The 16,857-nt window shown below is 65.7% G+C and carries 39 protein-coding genes; 4 read left to right on the forward strand and 35 right to left on the reverse strand.

The features are described 5' to 3' along the window. Positions 1 to 3 precede the first annotated feature (3 nt). Positions 4 to 312 carry a hypothetical protein gene (locus DW306_RS19685; RefSeq protein ID WP_136057268.1) on the reverse strand — a complete coding sequence of 103 codons (309 nt, stop codon included), beginning with the start codon at positions 310 to 312 and terminating at the stop codon, positions 4 to 6. Next, the gene (locus DW306_RS19690) at positions 309 to 734 is read right to left on the reverse strand and encodes a hypothetical protein (protein ID WP_136057269.1); all 426 of its coding nucleotides are present in this window, start codon (positions 732 to 734) and stop codon (positions 309 to 311) included. Before DW306_RS19690 ends, DW306_RS19685 begins: the two co-directional genes overlap by 4 nt. Positions 735 to 781: 47 nt before the next feature. Here DW306_RS19690 and DW306_RS19695 point away from each other — a divergent pair, with 47 nt between their 5' ends. Then, the gene (locus tag DW306_RS19695; protein WP_136057270.1) at positions 782 to 1,573 is read left to right on the forward strand and encodes a hypothetical protein; all 792 of its coding nucleotides are present in this window, start codon (positions 782 to 784) and stop codon (positions 1,571 to 1,573) included. On the opposite strand, the gene DW306_RS19700 is transcribed toward DW306_RS19695, so the two are convergent. Genes DW306_RS19700 through DW306_RS19720 form a run of 5 tightly spaced genes read right to left on the reverse strand, consistent with a single transcriptional unit; the run spans position 1,567 to position 4,288 of the window. Further along, positions 1,567 to 2,325, reverse strand: a complete 759-nt coding sequence (locus tag DW306_RS19700) for a hypothetical protein (RefSeq protein WP_136057271.1) — start codon at positions 2,323 to 2,325, stop codon at positions 1,567 to 1,569. The genes DW306_RS19695 and DW306_RS19700 overlap by 7 nt on opposite strands. Beyond that, on the reverse strand, positions 2,318 to 2,614 hold the full coding sequence (locus DW306_RS19705) for a hypothetical protein (protein WP_136057272.1): 297 nt from the start codon (positions 2,612 to 2,614) through the stop codon (positions 2,318 to 2,320). Before DW306_RS19705 ends, DW306_RS19700 begins: the two co-directional genes overlap by 8 nt. Beyond that, positions 2,614 to 2,901, reverse strand: coding sequence for a hypothetical protein (locus tag DW306_RS19710; protein ID WP_136057273.1), 288 nt, complete (start codon positions 2,899 to 2,901; stop codon positions 2,614 to 2,616). Before DW306_RS19710 ends, DW306_RS19705 begins: the two co-directional genes overlap by 1 nt. Beyond that, positions 2,898 to 3,857, reverse strand: coding sequence for a hypothetical protein (locus DW306_RS19715; protein ID WP_168429387.1), 960 nt, complete (start codon positions 3,855 to 3,857; stop codon positions 2,898 to 2,900). Before DW306_RS19715 ends, DW306_RS19710 begins: the two co-directional genes overlap by 4 nt. Further along, the gene (locus DW306_RS19720) at positions 3,755 to 4,288 is read right to left on the reverse strand and encodes a hypothetical protein (protein ID WP_136057275.1); all 534 of its coding nucleotides are present in this window, start codon (positions 4,286 to 4,288) and stop codon (positions 3,755 to 3,757) included. Before DW306_RS19720 ends, DW306_RS19715 begins: the two co-directional genes overlap by 103 nt. 81 nt (positions 4,289 to 4,369) lie before the next feature. On the opposite strand from DW306_RS19720, the gene DW306_RS19725 reads away from it, so the two are divergent. Further along, the gene (locus DW306_RS19725; RefSeq protein WP_136057276.1) at positions 4,370 to 4,852 is read left to right on the forward strand and encodes a hypothetical protein; all 483 of its coding nucleotides are present in this window, start codon (positions 4,370 to 4,372) and stop codon (positions 4,850 to 4,852) included. Here DW306_RS19725 and DW306_RS19730 read toward each other — a convergent pair. The 28 genes from DW306_RS19730 to DW306_RS19840 all read right to left on the reverse strand — a co-directional run bounded on the left by DW306_RS19730 (position 4,849) and on the right by DW306_RS19840 (position 15,992). Continuing rightward, positions 4,849 to 5,151, reverse strand: coding sequence for a hypothetical protein (locus DW306_RS19730; RefSeq protein ID WP_136057277.1), 303 nt, complete (start codon positions 5,149 to 5,151; stop codon positions 4,849 to 4,851). The genes DW306_RS19725 and DW306_RS19730 overlap by 4 nt on opposite strands. Positions 5,152 to 5,159: 8 nt before the next feature. Next, a complete protein-coding gene (locus tag DW306_RS19735) occupies positions 5,160 to 5,909 on the reverse strand; it encodes a hypothetical protein (protein WP_136057278.1) in 750 nt (249 codons plus the stop codon). Continuing rightward, positions 5,906 to 6,157, reverse strand: a complete 252-nt coding sequence (locus DW306_RS19740; protein WP_136057279.1) for a hypothetical protein — start codon at positions 6,155 to 6,157, stop codon at positions 5,906 to 5,908. Before DW306_RS19740 ends, DW306_RS19735 begins: the two co-directional genes overlap by 4 nt. A gap of 67 nt (positions 6,158 to 6,224) precedes the next feature. Further along, positions 6,225 to 6,929 carry a hypothetical protein gene (locus DW306_RS19745; RefSeq protein WP_136057280.1) on the reverse strand — a complete coding sequence of 235 codons (705 nt, stop codon included), beginning with the start codon at positions 6,927 to 6,929 and terminating at the stop codon, positions 6,225 to 6,227. Between the two features lie 10 nt (positions 6,930 to 6,939). Further along, positions 6,940 to 7,215, reverse strand: coding sequence for a hypothetical protein (locus DW306_RS19750; RefSeq protein WP_136057281.1), 276 nt, complete (start codon positions 7,213 to 7,215; stop codon positions 6,940 to 6,942). 115 nt (positions 7,216 to 7,330) lie between these two features. Next, positions 7,331 to 7,537: a hypothetical protein gene (locus DW306_RS19755; protein ID WP_136057282.1), complete on the reverse strand. Its 207-nt coding sequence runs from the start codon at positions 7,535 to 7,537 to the stop codon at positions 7,331 to 7,333. Continuing rightward, on the reverse strand, positions 7,534 to 7,740 hold the full coding sequence (locus DW306_RS19760) for a hypothetical protein (RefSeq protein WP_136057283.1): 207 nt from the start codon (positions 7,738 to 7,740) through the stop codon (positions 7,534 to 7,536). The genes DW306_RS19755 and DW306_RS19760 overlap by 4 nt, the downstream gene beginning before the upstream one ends. Further along, positions 7,737 to 8,333, reverse strand: a complete 597-nt coding sequence (locus tag DW306_RS19765; protein ID WP_136057284.1) for a hypothetical protein — start codon at positions 8,331 to 8,333, stop codon at positions 7,737 to 7,739. Before DW306_RS19765 ends, DW306_RS19760 begins: the two co-directional genes overlap by 4 nt. Next, entirely contained in the window at positions 8,330 to 8,797 is a 468-nt protein-coding gene (locus DW306_RS19770) for a hypothetical protein (RefSeq protein ID WP_205814215.1), read from the reverse strand. Before DW306_RS19770 ends, DW306_RS19765 begins: the two co-directional genes overlap by 4 nt. A 28-nt stretch (positions 8,798 to 8,825) precedes the next feature. Continuing rightward, positions 8,826 to 9,173, reverse strand: a complete 348-nt coding sequence (locus DW306_RS19775) for an HNH endonuclease signature motif containing protein (protein WP_136057285.1) — start codon at positions 9,171 to 9,173, stop codon at positions 8,826 to 8,828. Beyond that, complete coding sequence (locus DW306_RS19780) at positions 9,170 to 9,730, reverse strand: hypothetical protein (RefSeq protein ID WP_136057286.1); 561 nt, start codon at positions 9,728 to 9,730, stop codon at positions 9,170 to 9,172. Before DW306_RS19780 ends, DW306_RS19775 begins: the two co-directional genes overlap by 4 nt. Beyond that, positions 9,727 to 10,332 carry a helix-turn-helix transcriptional regulator gene (locus tag DW306_RS19785; RefSeq protein ID WP_136057287.1) on the reverse strand — a complete coding sequence of 202 codons (606 nt, stop codon included), beginning with the start codon at positions 10,330 to 10,332 and terminating at the stop codon, positions 9,727 to 9,729. The genes DW306_RS19780 and DW306_RS19785 overlap by 4 nt, the downstream gene beginning before the upstream one ends. Beyond that, the gene (locus tag DW306_RS19790; protein ID WP_136057288.1) at positions 10,329 to 10,664 is read right to left on the reverse strand and encodes a hypothetical protein; all 336 of its coding nucleotides are present in this window, start codon (positions 10,662 to 10,664) and stop codon (positions 10,329 to 10,331) included. Before DW306_RS19790 ends, DW306_RS19785 begins: the two co-directional genes overlap by 4 nt. Beyond that, the gene (locus DW306_RS19795; RefSeq protein ID WP_136057289.1) at positions 10,661 to 11,521 is read right to left on the reverse strand and encodes a PD-(D/E)XK nuclease-like domain-containing protein; all 861 of its coding nucleotides are present in this window, start codon (positions 11,519 to 11,521) and stop codon (positions 10,661 to 10,663) included. Before DW306_RS19795 ends, DW306_RS19790 begins: the two co-directional genes overlap by 4 nt. Next, a complete protein-coding gene (locus DW306_RS19800) occupies positions 11,518 to 12,039 on the reverse strand; it encodes a hypothetical protein (RefSeq protein ID WP_136057290.1) in 522 nt (173 codons plus the stop codon). Before DW306_RS19800 ends, DW306_RS19795 begins: the two co-directional genes overlap by 4 nt. Before the next feature lie 5 nt (positions 12,040 to 12,044). After that, positions 12,045 to 12,176 (reverse strand): hypothetical protein, encoded by a 132-nt coding sequence (locus tag DW306_RS21740; RefSeq protein WP_275092159.1) that lies wholly within the window; start codon positions 12,174 to 12,176, stop codon positions 12,045 to 12,047. After that, a complete protein-coding gene (locus tag DW306_RS19805; protein ID WP_136057291.1) occupies positions 12,173 to 12,400 on the reverse strand; it encodes a hypothetical protein in 228 nt (75 codons plus the stop codon). The genes DW306_RS21740 and DW306_RS19805 overlap by 4 nt, the downstream gene beginning before the upstream one ends. Next, positions 12,400 to 12,534, reverse strand: a complete 135-nt coding sequence (locus tag DW306_RS21745) for a hypothetical protein (RefSeq protein ID WP_275092160.1) — start codon at positions 12,532 to 12,534, stop codon at positions 12,400 to 12,402. Before DW306_RS21745 ends, DW306_RS19805 begins: the two co-directional genes overlap by 1 nt. Then, complete coding sequence (locus DW306_RS21415) at positions 12,531 to 12,695, reverse strand: hypothetical protein (RefSeq protein WP_168429388.1); 165 nt, start codon at positions 12,693 to 12,695, stop codon at positions 12,531 to 12,533. The genes DW306_RS21745 and DW306_RS21415 overlap by 4 nt, the downstream gene beginning before the upstream one ends. Further along, positions 12,692 to 12,952 (reverse strand): hypothetical protein, encoded by a 261-nt coding sequence (locus tag DW306_RS19810; protein WP_136057292.1) that lies wholly within the window; start codon positions 12,950 to 12,952, stop codon positions 12,692 to 12,694. The genes DW306_RS21415 and DW306_RS19810 overlap by 4 nt, the downstream gene beginning before the upstream one ends. Beyond that, positions 12,952 to 13,311: a hypothetical protein gene (locus DW306_RS19815; RefSeq protein WP_136057293.1), complete on the reverse strand. Its 360-nt coding sequence runs from the start codon at positions 13,309 to 13,311 to the stop codon at positions 12,952 to 12,954. Before DW306_RS19815 ends, DW306_RS19810 begins: the two co-directional genes overlap by 1 nt. A 142-nt stretch (positions 13,312 to 13,453) precedes the next feature. Continuing rightward, on the reverse strand, positions 13,454 to 13,999 hold the full coding sequence (locus tag DW306_RS19820) for a hypothetical protein (protein WP_136057294.1): 546 nt from the start codon (positions 13,997 to 13,999) through the stop codon (positions 13,454 to 13,456). Continuing rightward, positions 13,989 to 14,123 (reverse strand): hypothetical protein, encoded by a 135-nt coding sequence (locus DW306_RS21750; RefSeq protein WP_275092161.1) that lies wholly within the window; start codon positions 14,121 to 14,123, stop codon positions 13,989 to 13,991. Before DW306_RS21750 ends, DW306_RS19820 begins: the two co-directional genes overlap by 11 nt. After that, a complete protein-coding gene (locus tag DW306_RS19825; RefSeq protein WP_168429383.1) occupies positions 14,123 to 14,554 on the reverse strand; it encodes a hypothetical protein in 432 nt (143 codons plus the stop codon). Before DW306_RS19825 ends, DW306_RS21750 begins: the two co-directional genes overlap by 1 nt. A 111-nt stretch (positions 14,555 to 14,665) precedes the next feature. Further along, entirely contained in the window at positions 14,666 to 14,884 is a 219-nt protein-coding gene (locus tag DW306_RS19830; RefSeq protein WP_136057296.1) for a hypothetical protein, read from the reverse strand. Positions 14,885 to 15,382: 498 nt separating this feature from the next. Beyond that, positions 15,383 to 15,550, reverse strand: coding sequence for a hypothetical protein (locus DW306_RS21420; RefSeq protein WP_168429389.1), 168 nt, complete (start codon positions 15,548 to 15,550; stop codon positions 15,383 to 15,385). Beyond that, positions 15,547 to 15,747: a hypothetical protein gene (locus DW306_RS19835; RefSeq protein WP_136057297.1), complete on the reverse strand. Its 201-nt coding sequence runs from the start codon at positions 15,745 to 15,747 to the stop codon at positions 15,547 to 15,549. Before DW306_RS19835 ends, DW306_RS21420 begins: the two co-directional genes overlap by 4 nt. Then, positions 15,744 to 15,992 (reverse strand): hypothetical protein, encoded by a 249-nt coding sequence (locus DW306_RS19840; protein WP_136057298.1) that lies wholly within the window; start codon positions 15,990 to 15,992, stop codon positions 15,744 to 15,746. The genes DW306_RS19835 and DW306_RS19840 overlap by 4 nt, the downstream gene beginning before the upstream one ends. A gap of 115 nt (positions 15,993 to 16,107) precedes the next feature. Between DW306_RS19840 and DW306_RS19845 the strand changes: the two genes are divergently transcribed. Both DW306_RS19845 and DW306_RS19850 read left to right on the forward strand, forming a co-directional pair. Further along, positions 16,108 to 16,608 (forward strand): helix-turn-helix transcriptional regulator, encoded by a 501-nt coding sequence (locus DW306_RS19845; protein ID WP_136057299.1) that lies wholly within the window; start codon positions 16,108 to 16,110, stop codon positions 16,606 to 16,608. Further along, a partial coding sequence (locus DW306_RS19850; protein WP_136057300.1) for an ImmA/IrrE family metallo-endopeptidase occupies positions 16,605 to 16,857 on the forward strand: 253 nt, incomplete at its 3' end. The genes DW306_RS19845 and DW306_RS19850, both read left to right, overlap by 4 nt.

A 16,857-nucleotide genomic window follows, 5' to 3' on the forward strand; every position in this document is an offset into this window, starting at 1 on the left:
GGCTCAGTACCAGTCCCCGCCGGCGGACGCGTCGAGTCGGGCTGCGGTCGGGATGTAGAACAGCTCGTCCTCCCAGTTGTCCCGGTCGTCGCGCCCGTACTCCCACGCGTTGAATCCCGGGAACCGGATCTCGACCCAGATGGTGTCGTCGTCCGTCCTCGGGTCCGACGACGCCACCCACTCGCACCCCGCCTTGAGGAGCGCCCATGCGGTGCCGATGCGCTCCTGCGATCGGGCAGTGTCACGGTTCCGCCACTCGCTGACGGGGACGACGGCGCGCTCGCACAGCGCGATCAGCTCTTCGGTAGTCATGACTCGATCGCTTTCTGGTCTGCGCGGTAGACGGCGTACATCGTCTGGCCGCGACCGTTGACCATGTACGGGAGCATCACCTCGTCGAGCGATGCGAGCTGTGCGTCGATGAGCGCGGCTTGCGCCTCGAGCCAGTCCTTCGCGATGCGCCATGCGACGCGAGCGGCTTGCTCGGGTGTCCGCTGCGCCGGCTTCACGGACTTGTCGGCGGCGAGCGCGGCCAGGACGCCGGAGGTGCGCACGGGGAGCTCGAAGTCGCGGTAGCCGTAGTCGGTGAGCATCGTGAACGCGATGCCCTCCGCGGTGCCGTCCTCCGAGTAGAGGGTCGAGATCCTGGTGACTCCGCGGCGCGCGAGCGCACCTTGGATCTCACCCATCGTCTTCTCGACTGCGATGGTCGTTGTGTAGTTCAGGATCGGCATGCCGACTCCTTTCGATATGGCCGCGGTGGAAGCGGCATACTGAGCGGGTGAACTGGGACTCCTTTGTGCCCGACTTGATCGTCGGCATCGTGACCGGTGTTGCTGTTGGTGGCGTGGTGCTCGGAACGGAGCGCCGAATTAGCGGCCGGGCGCGCGCCAATGAAGTGATGCGAGCGCAGGCACAGGTGGTGGAGCGGGCTCGCTCACTCCTGCAGCACGAGATCGAGTTCCGTTCGGACTCGGGCCCAACGTTGCATCCGAAGATGAGCCAACTGGCCCGTCTCCAGGAGCTCGTTCGCGAGGTTCCTCCGGGGGAACCCCTCGTGAGAATCAGCGCTTACCACTGGGCCGCGCGGCTCGTTGCCACACTCGACGAGCTTGAATCGCTTGCGGACGCACTCGACCAAAGGATCGCGGATTACCACAACCGCGCCGGAATCGCCGCCTGGCTCGGACACCGCATCCACGCGAATATCCGCGAGCTCGCGCGCCTTGGCCCGCAACCTGACCGCGTGTGGGCTTGGAGCTGGGAGTCGGGCCACGACGACACGTACACTCCGCAAGTGGAAGCGGACGCCGAGCTACGGGATCTCATTGACCGCTACCTCCAACAACGGTGGCTCTTGCTGGCCTACCGTGAAGCGTTCGTGGACGTGGATTTCACCGTTCGCGCCGATTCGTGGGCGCTCACGATCGCGGCGTATGTCCCCTCGCCGTACAACTTCCCGAAACGCTGGTGGCGCGAGTACAAGCGCCGCCGCGCCATCGAGCAATCCTGGCGACAGGCCGACGCGAGAGCGAGTGATCGGGTCACCGCGATCGATCCGATGGCCTACTGAGGCTGAGCCCTCTTCTCCTCCCTAGCCGCGAGTTTCTCTCTCCGCTTCATGTCGGCTTCGAGGTAAACAAACGCCGGCGCGTACTGCTCCGCCCATGCTTCCCAGCCGAGCTGATAGCCGCATTCCGGGGTGCCGCAGACGACGCGTAGGTCGTCGCCGGCGCGCTCCGGCGCGGCGCGCCAGAGGTGAGGGTGTCCGCAGTTCGGGCACCGGACGTACGGGATTGCCCGGAACTGTGCCTCGCTGTCGGGCCACCGTTTCAGGGCGACGTCCATCCGCTTGAGGAGGATCACCGCGTTGGTGGCGCCCTCGAGCGTCGCCACCCAGTGGTCGACGTCGATGACGACGGCGTCGTGGGCCAGGCGGATCGCCTCGTCGATCGACGCGGTCGACGGGATGACGCGCGCGCCGAGCGAGACCATCAACTCGTCAGCGGCGATCCACGGGTCTGGCATGAGGATCGACTTCTCCATGGACGTGTCGACCCGCTCACCGATGGCCTGTGCCGGCTTCTCGATCGATCGCAGATGAGCGATGAGCCATGCGAGCCGACCGAGCGCGTCGACCAGGCGCCGGTAGCAGACGGGGCAGAGATAGCCGTGCGTCGCCGAGCGGGGCACGCAGCCCCTGCATCGGTCGTTCTCGCACGACGCGTAGTGCTGATCGCGCCGTCGGCACGGGAAGGGGCGGTCCCGTCTCGGAACCGCCCCCATGGACTCGTGATTGGTGATGCAGACGTGGTCGTCACTCATTCGTGACCGTGTCCTCCTCATGGATGCCGAACCGATCGACCTCCGCCCGCTCGTGCTCGGACAGCCCTGGGGCCGGTTGGTACTGGTAGTCCGGGCTCCCGAACACGGCCTCGACGAAGTCGCGAACCTCGCGCATGTTCGGCTTCGCGCTGAGTACGAGTTCACCCTGCCCGTTCGTCGTTGCGGAGGCCGTGATGGGGATTTCGATGTTCCCGAGGTTCACAGGCGCGCCCTCGCCCACCTGGAGCAGCAGAGCGCCTCGAATCGTCGCGATGTGAGGGCCGGCCATCAGGCGCCCCTCCCGCGGTAGTACCCGCCGCGCAGACGGTCGGTGATGCGGTTGATCGAGTCGACGGCCTTGCTGAGCTTGGTGCTCCGCACGCGCCTCTCTACGTTCGCGCGGCGATGCGAGGCGATCAGTGCGGCAGCGGTGCCGTCGAGGAGCTGCTCACGGTTGGCGAACAGCTCTCGTGCGCTCGGCGCGTGCCGTGCGGCGATGGCTTCGCGTTCGCGGCGCATGCGGGCGTCGGTGAGGAGGCGCGGGTGAAGCTCGGCGTGGATGGTGAGGGTGTTCATGAGGGTGTTCCTTTCTGGAGTTCGTCGAGCACCGATGTCAGGCGCACAGCGATGTTGTTGGCTCGGTCGATGGCGGCGACGATGTCTTCGGTGAGGGGGTGGCGATCGTCTGCGAGCGCTGCGGCGGCGAGGATTCCTCGGGCGACTTTCTCGGCGTCGAGGCTCCATGCGAGACCCCGGAACGCCTTCGGGGAGTCGTCGCCGTACTCTCCGAGTCGGTCGAGAGCCGCCATGACGTTGGCGACGGTCAGCCGGCTCGATCGGTACTGGCTCTTGCCTTCGTCTTCGCCGAGAGCGGCACTCAGGCGGGCGATCTCGCGGGCATGCTCACGATTCGTTTCTCCGAGACGCTGGGCCTGCTCCTTGTAGTGGATAGCCTCAGCAGTCGACGCGATGTCCGCGAAACCGGTGCGAGCGAAGATCGTTCCCCATGCTTCGGCGAGGATCGACGGTTCTGGATGGAGCGTGGGGGCTTTCGTGATGATCGTCATGAAGCGACCGCGTGTCGGCGGCGCCATGACGCCCCACTTCTCTGGGATATCCAGGCCGTCGATGAGCGAGGCGTCAGAGACGACCAGCCACCAGCGGTTGCAGTAGCGCATCCATGCGTCGGCCTTGTGCGGGTCGCGCACCTCGGCAATCACGTCGCTCCGGCTGACCTTGATCTCGTGCCCGATGATCGTTCCGCGATCGCCTGTGGTGATCGGCATGTACAGCGCATCAGCACGCCGGAGACCGTGCGGTGCCTGGATCTCGGATATGAGCCGCCCTCCTGGTGGCTTTGAGGGAGGCGGTGAGTAGTGGCCCTCGAGCAGCTCGATCATGTCGCGCGACGTGCGCTTCACTGCGGTCGTCATGACTTTCCTTTCAGCGTGCGGGTGAGGCCGGCGGTGTGGTTGGCGGGGAGCTGGATGATCGGTTCGCCGCGGATGATGGATGCGGCGATCGCCGCCCATGCGGCGTCGGACTCGTTGTTGTTGCGGACGTCGGCCTCGGGGAGTCGCTTCGCCGTGGCGAGGAGCACTTCGTCTTTGCCGGCGTTGCCCTTGCCCGTGGCGAGCTTCTTGAGGCTCGAGGGTGCGAACACCCACGGGACGGCGTGATGGGCGCGGAGAGCGGCCATGGTGAGCCACCAGCCGCCAAACATGCGGTCGACGGCGGCTCCCTTCGCGCCGAGTGACGGTCCCTCGATCGCCCAGACGTCGCCGGCGGCGGGATCAGCCCAGCTCGTGATCTTCGAAGCGATGTAGTCAACGCGATCGAGGAATCCCTCGGGCGTGCCGTCGTCCGGCTTCGTGGGGATCGTGCAACGGTCCCATTCGCCATCCACATAGGCGGCGACGCCGCACGCGGTGAGCGACCAATCGATACCGATGAATCCGGTCATGGTGTCCTTCCGTGTTCTGAGATACTTCTGGGCAGGCCGGCGCGAATCAGACGCCACGGCACGAGTGAGCGGAGGCGTCGGATGGGCGAAGACACACCTGATGAGGGACCGAAGTCGATGCTTGAACGCCATCCGTTGGCATCGCTCTTGCTTGGTGGCGCGGTGGGTGTCGGGATGGATCGGATCGCAGCAGCCGTCCTCGACCGTCCTGAGCGTGAGCCGCTGCAGATTCCGTTGGAGACTGCAGCGACCTGGGTGGACGAGCCCGATGAGCTGTTCGGCGATCCTTGGACGTTTCGCGCGGATCTACTGCCCGAGCTGGGACAGATTCGGGTGCAGATCCGCGCCTGGCGCCCCTACGCTCCTCTGGCCGCTCGCATCATTTCGAGTCGCGCCATCCGAGTGAACGAGATCCCGCTGCGACACTGGACGCGGCACGCGTGGGTGTACGTCTACGTTCCCGGCTTCGGCACCACAACTCTGACCCTGGACTGGATATGGCCCGATGGAGTCGTGCGTACGGCGGAATGCGTAGTGTCACCGGACATGGCGTCGATCAGTTAGGCCACTTCGTTCACTAGCTCGGCTTCACGTTCGCGTTGCCACTTCCGCTCGAACCTGGCGTAATTGATGCGTGGGTGCGATGCCCAGTGCTCAATGAGCTCCTCCGACGCGTACGCCCGCGCGCGGACCTCGTTCCCCATGAACAGTGTGAATGGGTCGATGCCCTTCGCCCGGCCGCGAGCGTTGAGCATCGCGCCGCGGGTCGCTTCTTCGGCGGCTTCGTACTGCGCATATAGCGTGTCGTCGTACTCGGCGCGGCATTCGCGCCACGCCATGAAGGCGTCACTGATGATGCTCACGGGGTCTCCTAGGACGACGAAACCCCCGCGACAGCGGGGGCTTGGTTGGGTGCGAGGTGCAGCTTCCGCCGGCGTCTCGCGACGTACCTCGGATCGGTGTCGAGCCGCTCCGCGATCTGCTTGTCGGTGAGGCCTTCGCCGTGGAGTCGTCGGAGGTCGGCCGTCACGATCACGGGCGGACGGTGCGGGTTGAGCGGCAGCTTCATGTTCCGTCGGCGCGAGCGGACGTGCTCGAGGTTCCGGCCGAGCTCCTTTGCGATGAGGATGTCGCTGAACCCCTTCGAGTGCAGGGTGCGGATGTGATCGTCGGTGGCTGCAGCCCGGTTCGGTTTCAGGTGGAGGTGGTGACGAGTCGCGTTGATCTGCTCCCGCGTCTTACCCATCCGCTCTGCGATCTCACCGTCCGTGAGTCCGTCCTTGTGCAGCGCGAGCACCTGCCGCTGGTTCTCGGTGATCGGGACACCTGGTTCCTTCCGCACGTACTGACGGCCGCGCGCGACCCTGCCGCGGGTTACGGCGGTCGAAGCGGTCTGCTGCGTCCGGACGGTCGTCACTGACGCTGCGCGCTCCCGAGTCAGGTACTCCTCCGGCGTGATGCCGGCGTTGAGCGCCTTCCGGAATCCGTAGTCACCCTGGTACCGGATGTGCGTCTTCTCGCACGAGAGCTGTGCCGGGCACCCGCTCCCGCGGCACCCTGCGCGGTATCCGTCGAGCGTGCCGTGAGGGATGGTGTGGTTGAGTTGGATGTCAGCAATCACGCGACAAGTCCTTTCTTCTCGCGGCTGCGCCGCTGGTACATGACGACATCGATCTGCGCCTGAGTGAAGCCGGCGAGTTCTCGCTGAGCTTCGAGGCGCTCGTACGCCTCGGGAACGGATCGAACCTGGGTGAATCCCGCGGTGCGCAGATCGGTGAGCGTGCGCTCCTCAATCGCTTCCCGCTTCGCGGTGTGGCGGGTCAGGATCGACTCGAGGCTCGTCGCCATCTGGCGGTCGATTTTCTTCACCGGTGACCTCCTGGAAATGAGAAAGGCCACCGCCTGGTATGGGGAGTGGCCTGTGGATAGATAGGTCTCAGACGAGACCTGATTCGTGGATGTACTGCTGCACCTCAGCGGGCGATCGAGTGATCGCTCCGAGCACGTACTTCGTCGGTGCGCGCGGCGGCTCCTTGATCTTGTTGAGAACCCAGATGGACACGTTCACGACGTCCGGCGGCTCGAGCGCCATCCCGAGCTTGTCGACGATGTGTGCCCTGATCCTCATGACGTCGATCCCGTACTGGGATGCCAGTGTGCTTCGGTATGGCTCAGATTGATCGTCCGTCGCTCCGCTCGCACGGTTATCTAGTGACGGACTCTCTGAAACGTGAGTAGAAGTCTGGTGACTCTGACTCTGACTCTGACTGTGCTTCTGTTTGCCACCGTCGGCCTGGCCGTTGCTAGCACTTGCTTGGGCCTTGGCAAGCCCTCCCTTACGACCCGCCTCTGCCCGCTTCGCGGTGAGGGCTTCGCGATCGGCCTTCGTCTGCTGGTGCTTCGAGTACTCGCGGATCACATAGTCCGTGCCGTCGCGAATCACCAGCGGTCGCACGGGGTGCGAGGCGATGAGTGCGGCCAGGATCTCGGGCGTCCAGAGGAACTCGGCATCCTCGGCGCTGAACCGGCCGTCGTTGTCTGCGATGCGCGCCTCACCGTTCATCTCCACGAACGCCCACTTGACCTCGGCAGGCTGATTCCTCAGCTTCGGATGCCGGTGGAAGTCGTTCGGGAAGGTCATGTAGAGGCGCTCATCCTTCGTCACGGCGCTCCCTCCCGAAGAGCAGATCCCGGAGCTCGTCGCTCATCGTGTTCTCGACCTTGAACTCGACCCTGTACGTCGGCTTCGGCTTCGGCCTCACCGGCTCCAGCCGGTACTCGTGGAGCCCGGTGTGCTCGACGCTCCGCCCGTAGCCATCGACGATGCCGACTGTTCGCACGGTCATGAGCCCCATCTGCGGCCGGCCGAGTGACGGCGTGATCCCAACGGTGCCGTCCGGGTTGAGGACTGCGATGACGTTGGGCATGAACGTCTCCCGGCGGATTCGCTGCGCGAGCTTCGCCTTGTTCCGGCGCCCGCGGACCTTCATCCGCGGAAAATGCACCGGAGTGCGGGGTATCTGAGCCATCGCGGCTCCTCTCTCAGTCGTCGTCGCACCGGCATGGCTTCACGAGCCAGCAATCCGGGCAGACGATCTCTTGTGGCCCGAGCGTTGTCGGGTCCGGTTTCGGGGTGCATTCGAGGTGGTGAAGCTTCCGGTCTTCGTCGTATTCGACCTCGTCGCCGGGGTGGATGCGGTTCCCGCACTCGGCGGCGCAGTGGCCGTCGTACATCGCCCGGAAGCTCATCGCTTCGCCTGGTTGGTCGCGAGGCCGGCAAGCATCATCGTGTTGCCGATCGTCGTGGCCGCGTGTGATGCGGCCGACGGCCCCCATCCGCGTTCCTCGAGTCCGGTCTTGAGACCGTCGAGCAGGCCGACCACGTTGCCGGTGGCCTCAATCATCGCGAGCGCCGCGTCGATGCTCTCGTTCGCGCTTTGCTCGTCGGTCACGATGCCTCCTGCTTCTTCCGGTAGTCGCGCCAGTCTGCCGACGCGCGATCCCAGAAGTCGTCGTACTCTTCGCGGACGCGCTCGGCGAGCCGGCATCCCTCTGGCTCGTAGCCGAAGTCCTCGTCGCCTTCGGTGCACTCGGTGCAGCACTCCCCCATCGGGGACGCGAGGCACACGGTGCCGACGTGCTGGTCGTCGTAGTCCTCCTGCGCGCGGTGCCACTCAGCGGCGATCGGGATGACGCCGTAAGCGCGCTGTCTGTTCTTGAACCGGAGGGTGTGGATTACGTGCTCGTCGCCGCGCTGCCACGCGAGCATCGGGAGGTTGTGAGACACCCACGCCTCGATGAGATCCTCGACGTGCTCGAAGCGCTCGTCATCTTCGGGGTTCAGGTGGCCGCAGTCCTCCACGTAGGTGTAGAGCGACTGCATCCGGTGGTCGTGGCTTGAGGTCGATCGCGCGTTGGCGGCTGTGGCCTCGGCAATCTGCTCCTCGAGCGTCCCCCAGTAGGTCACCGGGAAGCGTCCGTCTTCCCCCTTGGCGCGGTTGTAGTGGACCGTGCGGATGGTACCGGGCTCTTTGACGATGCTCATGCTGTCGCTCCGATCTGTCGGTTGATGGCGAGTACGGTTTGCGGGTCGCGGACGGCGAGGTCTCGGAGGCCGAGCGCACCGGTGTACGGGATCGGCTCGGCGAGCGGGCGAGGGTTCTCGAGCACGAGGTGGAAGACGTCGCCGCCGTGCGCCCAAGATGAGCAGTGCTCTTCGTGGGTTTCCCCGTCGCGGCCGGCCATCGCAGTCCAGCAGTCGCGCTCTTCGTGCACTTCGATGAGGTTGACGACGCCGATTATGTATCCCGTCTCACGCCCTGCGACCGGAAGCCGCGAGTATTCCGCCAGGAAACGGTCCGTCGGTCGTTCGTAGTCGAAGGACTTCCCGGCGTGGATGGCGACGGGGCCGCGGTAGTTGCCCGCGATGTTCCGCGGTCGGTTCTCGACGTCTTTGCCGCCGTGGATGATGGCCCATGCCCAGGGCTGTCGGACCGTGAGGATTCTCATGGTGTCCCGTTCTCCGGGCGCGCCCGGCTCAAGTAGGTGGGGTGGTGGGTTCGGCCGTGCCGGCGGCGGTGAAGATCAGCCAGAGGCCGGCGAGCGTGCGGAACGCTGTCGTCGCGGGGTCGGCAATGCCGGACGGGATTGACCAGCCCTCGGGAGGGTCGGCGGAGTGCGCGAGGCCGTGGCACCCCGAATGATTCCCGCCGGCCAGTCCGGACGCACCGCCGCAGAGATGCGCCAGGTTCGCCGGGCTGTGATCGCCGCCCCGAGAGCGGTACTTCCGGTGATGCATGTCTGTCGCTCGGCGTGCGCCGCACCCTTCGCAGATGCCGCCCGATCGAGCTTCGACGAGGTCGCGCGATTTCTTCGGGATGGTCACGCGGCCGCTCTCGCGATCGCCGTGAGGTCGAACTCTTTGTGGCATCGCACGCAGCGCGGTTCGTAGTGCGCGACGTCGAGCGAGTACGGTCCGAACGCGCTCGCTCGGGCGTTTTCGTCGCGCCTGTCGTACGACCACTGCGAGGCGGGACCGCCACAGTCGATGCACGCGTGATCTCTTGCCCGGCCGCGCTGGCGCCGGACACGACTGTGCATGCCGGAGTATCCGATGTCGTCGCCGCTCCACGCGCCGTTCTGCATGCCTGTCGGCGTCGCCCGGTCCGATGGGGCGATGACCACGCTCGGATCGCCGTGGCGGCGCACCCGGGAGCCGTGCAGCTTGCACCACTCGGACGCCCCATCGACGCGCTCGGCGCAATCACTGAGCGCGCAATCAGCCTTGTCCGGGTTTGGCGGGGAGTACCGGCGACCCTGCACGTTCACGTCGCCGTGGCGCTTCCACCGCTTGTAGTGGAGGAGGCAGACACGAAGAGTGCCAGCGTGCGACGTCGCGTCACGCTGGCACTCTTCGGCCTGGCAGGTGATCTGCCCGCTCACGTGCTCTTGAAGCCGATCAACTCGGTCAGCGCGAGGATCTCGTCACCGTTCAGAGGGCGACTGCCGCCCTCGACCTTCGAGACGAGCGACTGAGACCAGTCGAACCCCTTGCCCTGCATGCTCTCGGCGAGCTTCCGCTGACTCATCTTCGCCGCGAGTCGAGCGACGGCGAGAGGGTGCCCCTTCTCGACCGGGACTGTCGTCGCTGCCGCCACGGGCGTCTTCGGCCCCACGAGGATGCCGAGGTTCCGTATCGCTCGGGAGATCGCCGAGGTCTCGGCCGTCTCCTGCGGGAACTGTCGAGTCTGCTCGTCCTCGTCGTTCTCGCCGCGCGTCGCGTGGGCGACAGCGTCGGGGCGCTCGGACTGCGAGTCCTTCCGGATGAACGCCCGCACCGTATAGACCCGGTACGGGATGTGGGAGGCGTGTGCGATCGTGGCGACCTCGACTTCGGGGAGGATGCTCCCATCGGGGTACTTCTCCCAGAACGCCGCGATTCGCTCCGCGGCCGTCGTGAAGTCGTCCGGCGACTCGCTCTTCGGCGCTCGATGGATGCGGGACTGCGTCTCCGGTTCGGGCAGTGCGACCTCGGCGATGGTCACTGCTTCACCTCCGTGGCGTCAGAGACGTTCGGAAACGCCGAGAGGAACCCGTTGCGGAAGCCGTATGCCTCGAAGTCGTAGGTCTTGCCGACCTCGATCCGGGCGTACAGGTCGGCGGAGTTCCACTGCCCCTGAGACAGCTCGTCTTCCACGTTGAACGTGCCGCAGGACGTCGCGATGCGCTTCTCCGACTTGTCTTTCGAGACGGTGACGTACTTGTCGGTGACGGTGCATCCGGTCGTTTCCCCGTCGTATTGGATGCCACATCCGGCGAGGAGCGTTCCGGCCGCGATGATGGCCGCGGCCGCGGCGAGGGTCTTCTTGATCTTCATGCTGCTGTCTCCTGAGAGTCGATGTGGTCGTAGATGGCGAACTGAGGCGGCCGGATGAGCTGGATCTCGGTGGGGTATCCGGGCCACTCCCCTGTGTCGAGAGCGCGGGCGAAGCGGTCGCGCGCGACGCGCGCCTTCGCTTCCCCGATTTCCTTGAAGTCGGGGTCGAGGCGAGCGGGCAAGATGTGGAACGGCGGACCGTCCTCGACGACTAGGAACACCATCTCGGTGACCGGCTCGCCCGCGAGTTCGGCCGTGAGCAAGTAGTGCGCCCACGACACGTCGTAGCCGTATTCGACGACGGTCGACGCGAACTTGAACGGTCGCGCGTGACCGGGCCGGGTCTTCTTGAGGTCGACCGCGACGCGGCGATCCGCCGGCAGGAAGTCGAACCGGCACCGGAGGTCGATCCCCGTCACAGGGTCGGTGGCGAACATCGACGCCTCCGCGTCGCCGTCGCGTTCGAGCAGAGCGCGCCCGGTCGGGTGCATGAGCACGGCGTCGGCCATGGCCTTCACCGGCGCGTACTCAGCTTCCTTCATCGGGATCTTGCCGGCGTCGCGGTTCTCCTTGACCCACGCCTTCGCTTTGTCGGAGGAGATCGCCTTGTTCGCGCCCGAGAGCAGGTCATCCGGGATGATCGCGACGTCGTAGCCGGTGCCGAGTACGAGCGCATGCACAGCGGAGCCGACGTCATACGCCTTCTTCTCGACGCGGTTGCTCCTGTTGATGACCCAGTCGAACTTGGCGGGCGATTCGAGGAGGAGCTTTGCTCCGGTCGACGACAGCGCCGGGTTAGCGTGATAGTCCAGCTCCGGCATGCCGAGCACGAGACCTTCGAGCTTCGTCTCAGTCACGATGCGTTCTCCGGCCAAACGCGCTGGCCATCGACGATGCGGGTCAGATCGACCGGACGGCCAGTGGCCCACAGCCACCCCATCTCCTCTGTGCGGAAAGCCATGCCGGGATAGGCCATTTCTTCACGGAGCTTCCATGACTCGCCAGGCTTGGCGTCCTCCCAGGGCTTCGGCTCCGGGTGCGCCTCGAAGTAGGCGTGGGCGGCATCAGCATCGGGACTCCGCGTGTATTCGCCGCGCTGGTAGTACCCGTTGGTGCCGGCTTTCTCGTCTACGACGACGACACCTCGTTCGTGCGGGTAGACGACGAAATTCGGGTTCTCAGCCCAGCGCCAACGGCCGATCTCGGCGTCCCTCTTGGCGAGCCCCCACTCGACGATGGCTTCTGCCTTCGCGGCGGTGATGCCGAACTTCGAGTAGTCGCTCTGATCGGGAAGGATGAATCCGACCCCTTCGGCAAGCTCGAGAATGCGAACGCCGTTGGATGCCGTGAAGGCCGTCTCGATGAGCTGCTTCATGTCAGTCACGCTGCGTCTCCGATCTGTCGGTACATGCCCCACCCGACGAACGAGTTGAGCTCTTCGATGTCCTCGGGAAGCCACGGGAATCGGCTCACCGTCCACTTCTTCGTCTCTGCGTTGAAGTACTCGATCACTGGCCGGACTCCTCGGGCTTCGTCGGGGTTGTCACGCGCTGGAGGTTCTCGTTGAACGCCTCCGCGGTGCGGTTGGAAAGGTGCGCGTACACCTGGCTTCGCAGCTCGAACTCGTTGATCGGCTGCTCGATGATTCGATAGACCTCATCGGTGATCGCAGCGCGGTCATCGCGGAGGATGCGCAACTGCTCGGTGGTGAGGCCGGCGAGCACGGGACCGGCCATCACGGCGTACCGGACAGCATGTAGGCCGCCGCCATCGCGACGATCGCGATGAGCGAGCCGATCCCGACGACTTCGGCGGCGGAGCGCGCTCGATTCCGGCGAGATGGCTCCCAATCCATCGGCTTCTCAATCACGCGTTGCCCTTCCCGTCGGATGCCTTGGCGCGCTGCGAACGGATGACGAGCCGGATGAGGACTGCGACGATCCAGGTGCCGACGGCGAGGAACAGGAGGGCGAGGACGACGACGACGAGCGCGAGCGCCCAGAAGATGAGGTCGAGAGGTGTGAGAGTCATGCTTCTTCCCATGAGATTCGGGCACCGCGATCCGCGGTGATGACGGTTCGGTCAGCGAGTTCGTAGACGGTCTGCGACTCGTGATGGATGATCTGGACGATGCGGGCGGCGTGGCCGAGGGAGATCTGGGTGCCTCCGTCGACGAGGGACAGGAAACGGTCGTTGACCGCGGGCTGGGAGGCGGATGCCTGACCGACCCATCCGCGTCGGATCGGCCGTTCGCGGAACGTGTTGGCGTTCGGCTTCCGGAGCGACATCACTCCTCGTCCTCCTGCATGTGGGCCTTGATGAGTCCGTGCGCCCGGAGGGCATCGGTGGTCAGCTCGACGCGCTCTGCGCCGGCATCGCGGATGCCGCTTCCTCGGAGCACCCTGAGGTGCTTCTTCATCTGGGAAACGCGCTTGTGCACGTTGTACGGCGCCATCCGCGGCCACTCCATGCGAGCGCGGCGTGCGTCGTACTCGTGCTCGAGTTCAGCCGGCGTCCGCGGGCCGAGTTCGTCGAGAAGGTCGACGACGGCGTGCATCACGGCTTCGGTGCGCGTTCGCGAGAGGCCGGTCGCGGCGAGGTGTGAGACTTCGGGGTCGTCTTTGTGTGCGAGCCCTGCGGCGTTCATGGTTGTCCTTCCTGACGGCGCCTTCCGGTGCCGCCGCAGTCGATGCATTCCTCTTCGTCGTCGGGGTCTTTCCATCGGAGGTAGAAGCCCCATCCGAGACACGAGCGGCAGTAGTCCCGGATCGCCGGGTTCGGCTTGCGGCTCATGCCGGCTCGGCTTCCGGTTCCGGCCGCGGGTTCTGCTCCCACAGCTCCTCAGTTGCCCAGAGGAGGGTGCGGATCACGAACGCGCCGTCGTCGCCGATGACAACGGCGACGATGATGCGGCCGCGGACCCACAGCCATGAGCAGTGCATCGGTGACCACAGCACCCGCTCCGGGTACTGCACGGCATCGCGCAGTTCGAGCGCGCGGAGGTTCGCCTGGTCTGCCATGAGTTCGAACCGTTCCCTGGCGTGCCGCGACAGGGCGAGGCGGGCGGTGTCGACGACAGGTGCACCGGGCTTTTCGATCGCGCTTCGCAGCGGGTCGGTGTTGGCGCGGTATCGACCGGTGCCGTATCGCTCCTGCGTCTCGGCGAGCATCTGCCGAGCGCGGCCCGGAGCGATGTTGGTGGGCACCAGGCGGCGAGCACCATCCGGGAATCGGTAGGCCACGTGGTCCGACGTGCGGCTCTCGCGCGTGGCTCCCATGGCCCGGAACTCCCGGTCGAGTCGCTTCGACGGCTGGCGAAAGAACTCAGATCCCACGGTTGTCTCCCGAAAGGATCGCGGTCGGGGCGATCATGGGGATCGGCCTCGGCAGAGAGGCGAGGTTGGCGCAGATCTCGTCCCACTCGTGGTCGTACTGCGCGGCGAGCATCTCGTCGACCATCAGGCGTCCACGCAGTTCTCGTTGTGGACCGTCTTGACCTGGAGCCAGTCGCCGCGTCGGCGGTTGTAGGCGTCGGGCAGGGTGACGGTGAACACCTGCCCGGGGAGGTAGTTCTTCATGTGGGCGACGCCGTTCGTCGGCGTCCCGGGCGATACCAGGTTGAGGTGCACCTCGCGTTGCCCGGCGATGCGGACGGTGACGTCCACGCTGTTCTGCGCACCGGGGCGGAACTTGATGAGCATGAGGTTGCCGGTGATGCTGACGGACTCGACGTCGGGGTCGTGGTTCGGCGGCGTGCAGACCAGAATCGGCGGCTTCGTCGGCTCGGGTGATGGATGGGGGCCGGATGCGGCCGCGAGCGGAGTCGCCACCGCCGCGGCGATGACAGGGACGGACCATGCGGCCCCTTTGACGAACGATCGGCGTTCCATCGGTTCTCCTTCTGACATGAGGAGGCCCGGGCGGTTCCACTCGCCCGGGCCTCGCTTCCCTTCGGTGCGGCGCTGCTCTGCGCCGTGGTGCCCGCTCAGCGGGCTGTCTACTCAGCGGACGATGCCGCCGGATGCGATGAAGCGCTTGATGCGCTTCGGCGATCGCGGTGCCATGAGGTTGTCGAAGCCGGCCGGGACGGCGTCGCCGGTCACGCGGACCACGGGCTGGGTGACGAACGATCGCTTCGCGACCGGGGTGCCGACCTTCTGGGGCTTCGGCGTGAACTTGATTCCTGCGCGCTTGCGGTCCTTGCGTGCTCGTGTCGACATGGTGTTCCCTTCTCTCGTGCAGTCGGTCTGCGTGCCCGCCGTGGACTGGCCCACGGTGTACTTCCTGGTTCGGGCGCCGGCGATATCTCGTCGCCGGTCGGAATGTCTTGGGTTTCCCTTCGATGAGTCACCCGCGGTTGTTCAGCGCTCAGCGCGTCACGTTCGCTACGGGGCCACGACGCGACATAGCGTCATCCCCGCTCGAGCGCACCTTCTCGGCTTCACCTTCGGTGCGCTTCTCCCCCACACAGTCGTCCTCCGCGTCGTCTGGCGCCTTTCACAGCACGTGCATGCCACTGCACGCCGTCGCGGGTGCATGAGGGGTCGCAGCATCGTGGCTTCGACTGGCCCCTCGTATCCCTGTGCGGGATTGTTCAATGTGGAGTTCTGTTGGTGCGATCGCGGCCCGTTGGCGAGGCATCGGGCGCGACAAGTACCCCTGGGGTCGGTGAGGACTCCAGAAGCGACCCGGTTTTGTGACGCGGGCGGTCAGGGGAGCTACCGAGGGTAGATGCCGGTCTGCTCGAGGATGTCGAGCGGCGTGCTCTCATCCGGGTAGGGATCTTCGGTGCTCGAGACCTTTATGGTCATCGCGAAGAGTGCGAGTGGGGCGAGGACGAGGAAGGCCGGGAGCCAGAACCAGAGAGGAAGAGTGTCGGGAGTCATGAGGCCCGCACCTCCACGCGTCCTGCGTCGATGATCGCTTCGACTTCGGACCGCTTGTAGTACACGGCGCGCGTGCCGGGCACCTTGTAGAACGGGTAGATGCGCCGCTCGTACCGGAGCTGTTTCAGCCGGTCGAGAGATAGCTGGGTCAGCTCGGAAGTCTCTTCCGGCGTCATGCGCTCGTCGAGGGCGCTCATGCCGCTGTCGCCTCGACGACGCTGACGAGGTCGTCTAGCGACCATCCGCTCACAAGCTTGAGCTTCCCCAGAAGCACTACGCCGACCGCGCCGGTGTCGTATGCCCGTGTCACTGTCGAGACAGAGACTCCGAGCTGCTGCGCCATTGCCGTGGCGTTCAGGGTGCCCGCCAGGCGACCGGTCTTGTGCATCCATCCCCGCTCGGCAGCTAACCGGCAGAGCACTTCGGGCTCGATCCGCAACATTGCGCCTCCTGTAAGGGGTTCGACTGGACTTGTTGCGTCCACGATACACACAGTGTCTGGTGCGCGCAACATTCAAGATATTGACTTTTCGTTGCGCGCACGCAACACTAGTGTCATGACAGAGAGCGACCTTGCCGCGAAGTGGGGCGAATGGCTGCGCGAGCAGCTCGCCGAACGGGGATGGCGACAGGCGGACCTCGTGCGAGAGTCCGAGGGACTCATCAAGCGCGATCGCGCGAGCAAGTGGGTGAACGGAAACGAGCGGCCAAGCCATCGCCTCGCGATCGTCGCCGCTAATACCCTCGGCATCACGCGCGAGCGCGCACTGTTCGCTGCCGGCTATGCCGCCTCCCTTGACGACCTGACTCTCGACTCAGAGGCCAACGCGGCTGTCCACGAGGAGCGGATGCAGAAGCTGCGCACCATGGACGCCAACAACCTCAGCCACGTTCCGTCGTCGGTTCTCCTGGCAGAGATCGCGCGTCGCCTGAATGCTGTTGCCCCCGGGGATGACGAGGATGCGGAATCCGATGTCAGTGCTTCCGGGCATACTCGCGACCAGTACGCCCGGGCTGCTCGACTCAAGTCCCGGGACAGGGGGGAGGATCTCGTATGACGGCCGCGCTCTTCGAAATCGCTGAGGCACTCAATGTCACCGTGGAGTTCGCCGACCTGTCGGACATGGACCGTGATGGCGACTATGACGCAGCCACGCACACTATCCGCCTCCAGTGCGGAATGTCTCTCCGTCTACTCCGATCGGTCTTCGCCCACGAGCTATGCCACGCCGTGTTCGGGGACGTACGCTCGAAGTTCGGGCCGGTGAACGCTAAACAGGAACGGCGTGCAGACGAATGGGCGGCAC

Origin of the sequence: Microbacterium sp. K24 (assembly GCF_004794465.1) — a bacterium.
Taxonomy (GTDB): Bacteria; Actinomycetota; Actinomycetes; order Actinomycetales; family Microbacteriaceae; genus Microbacterium.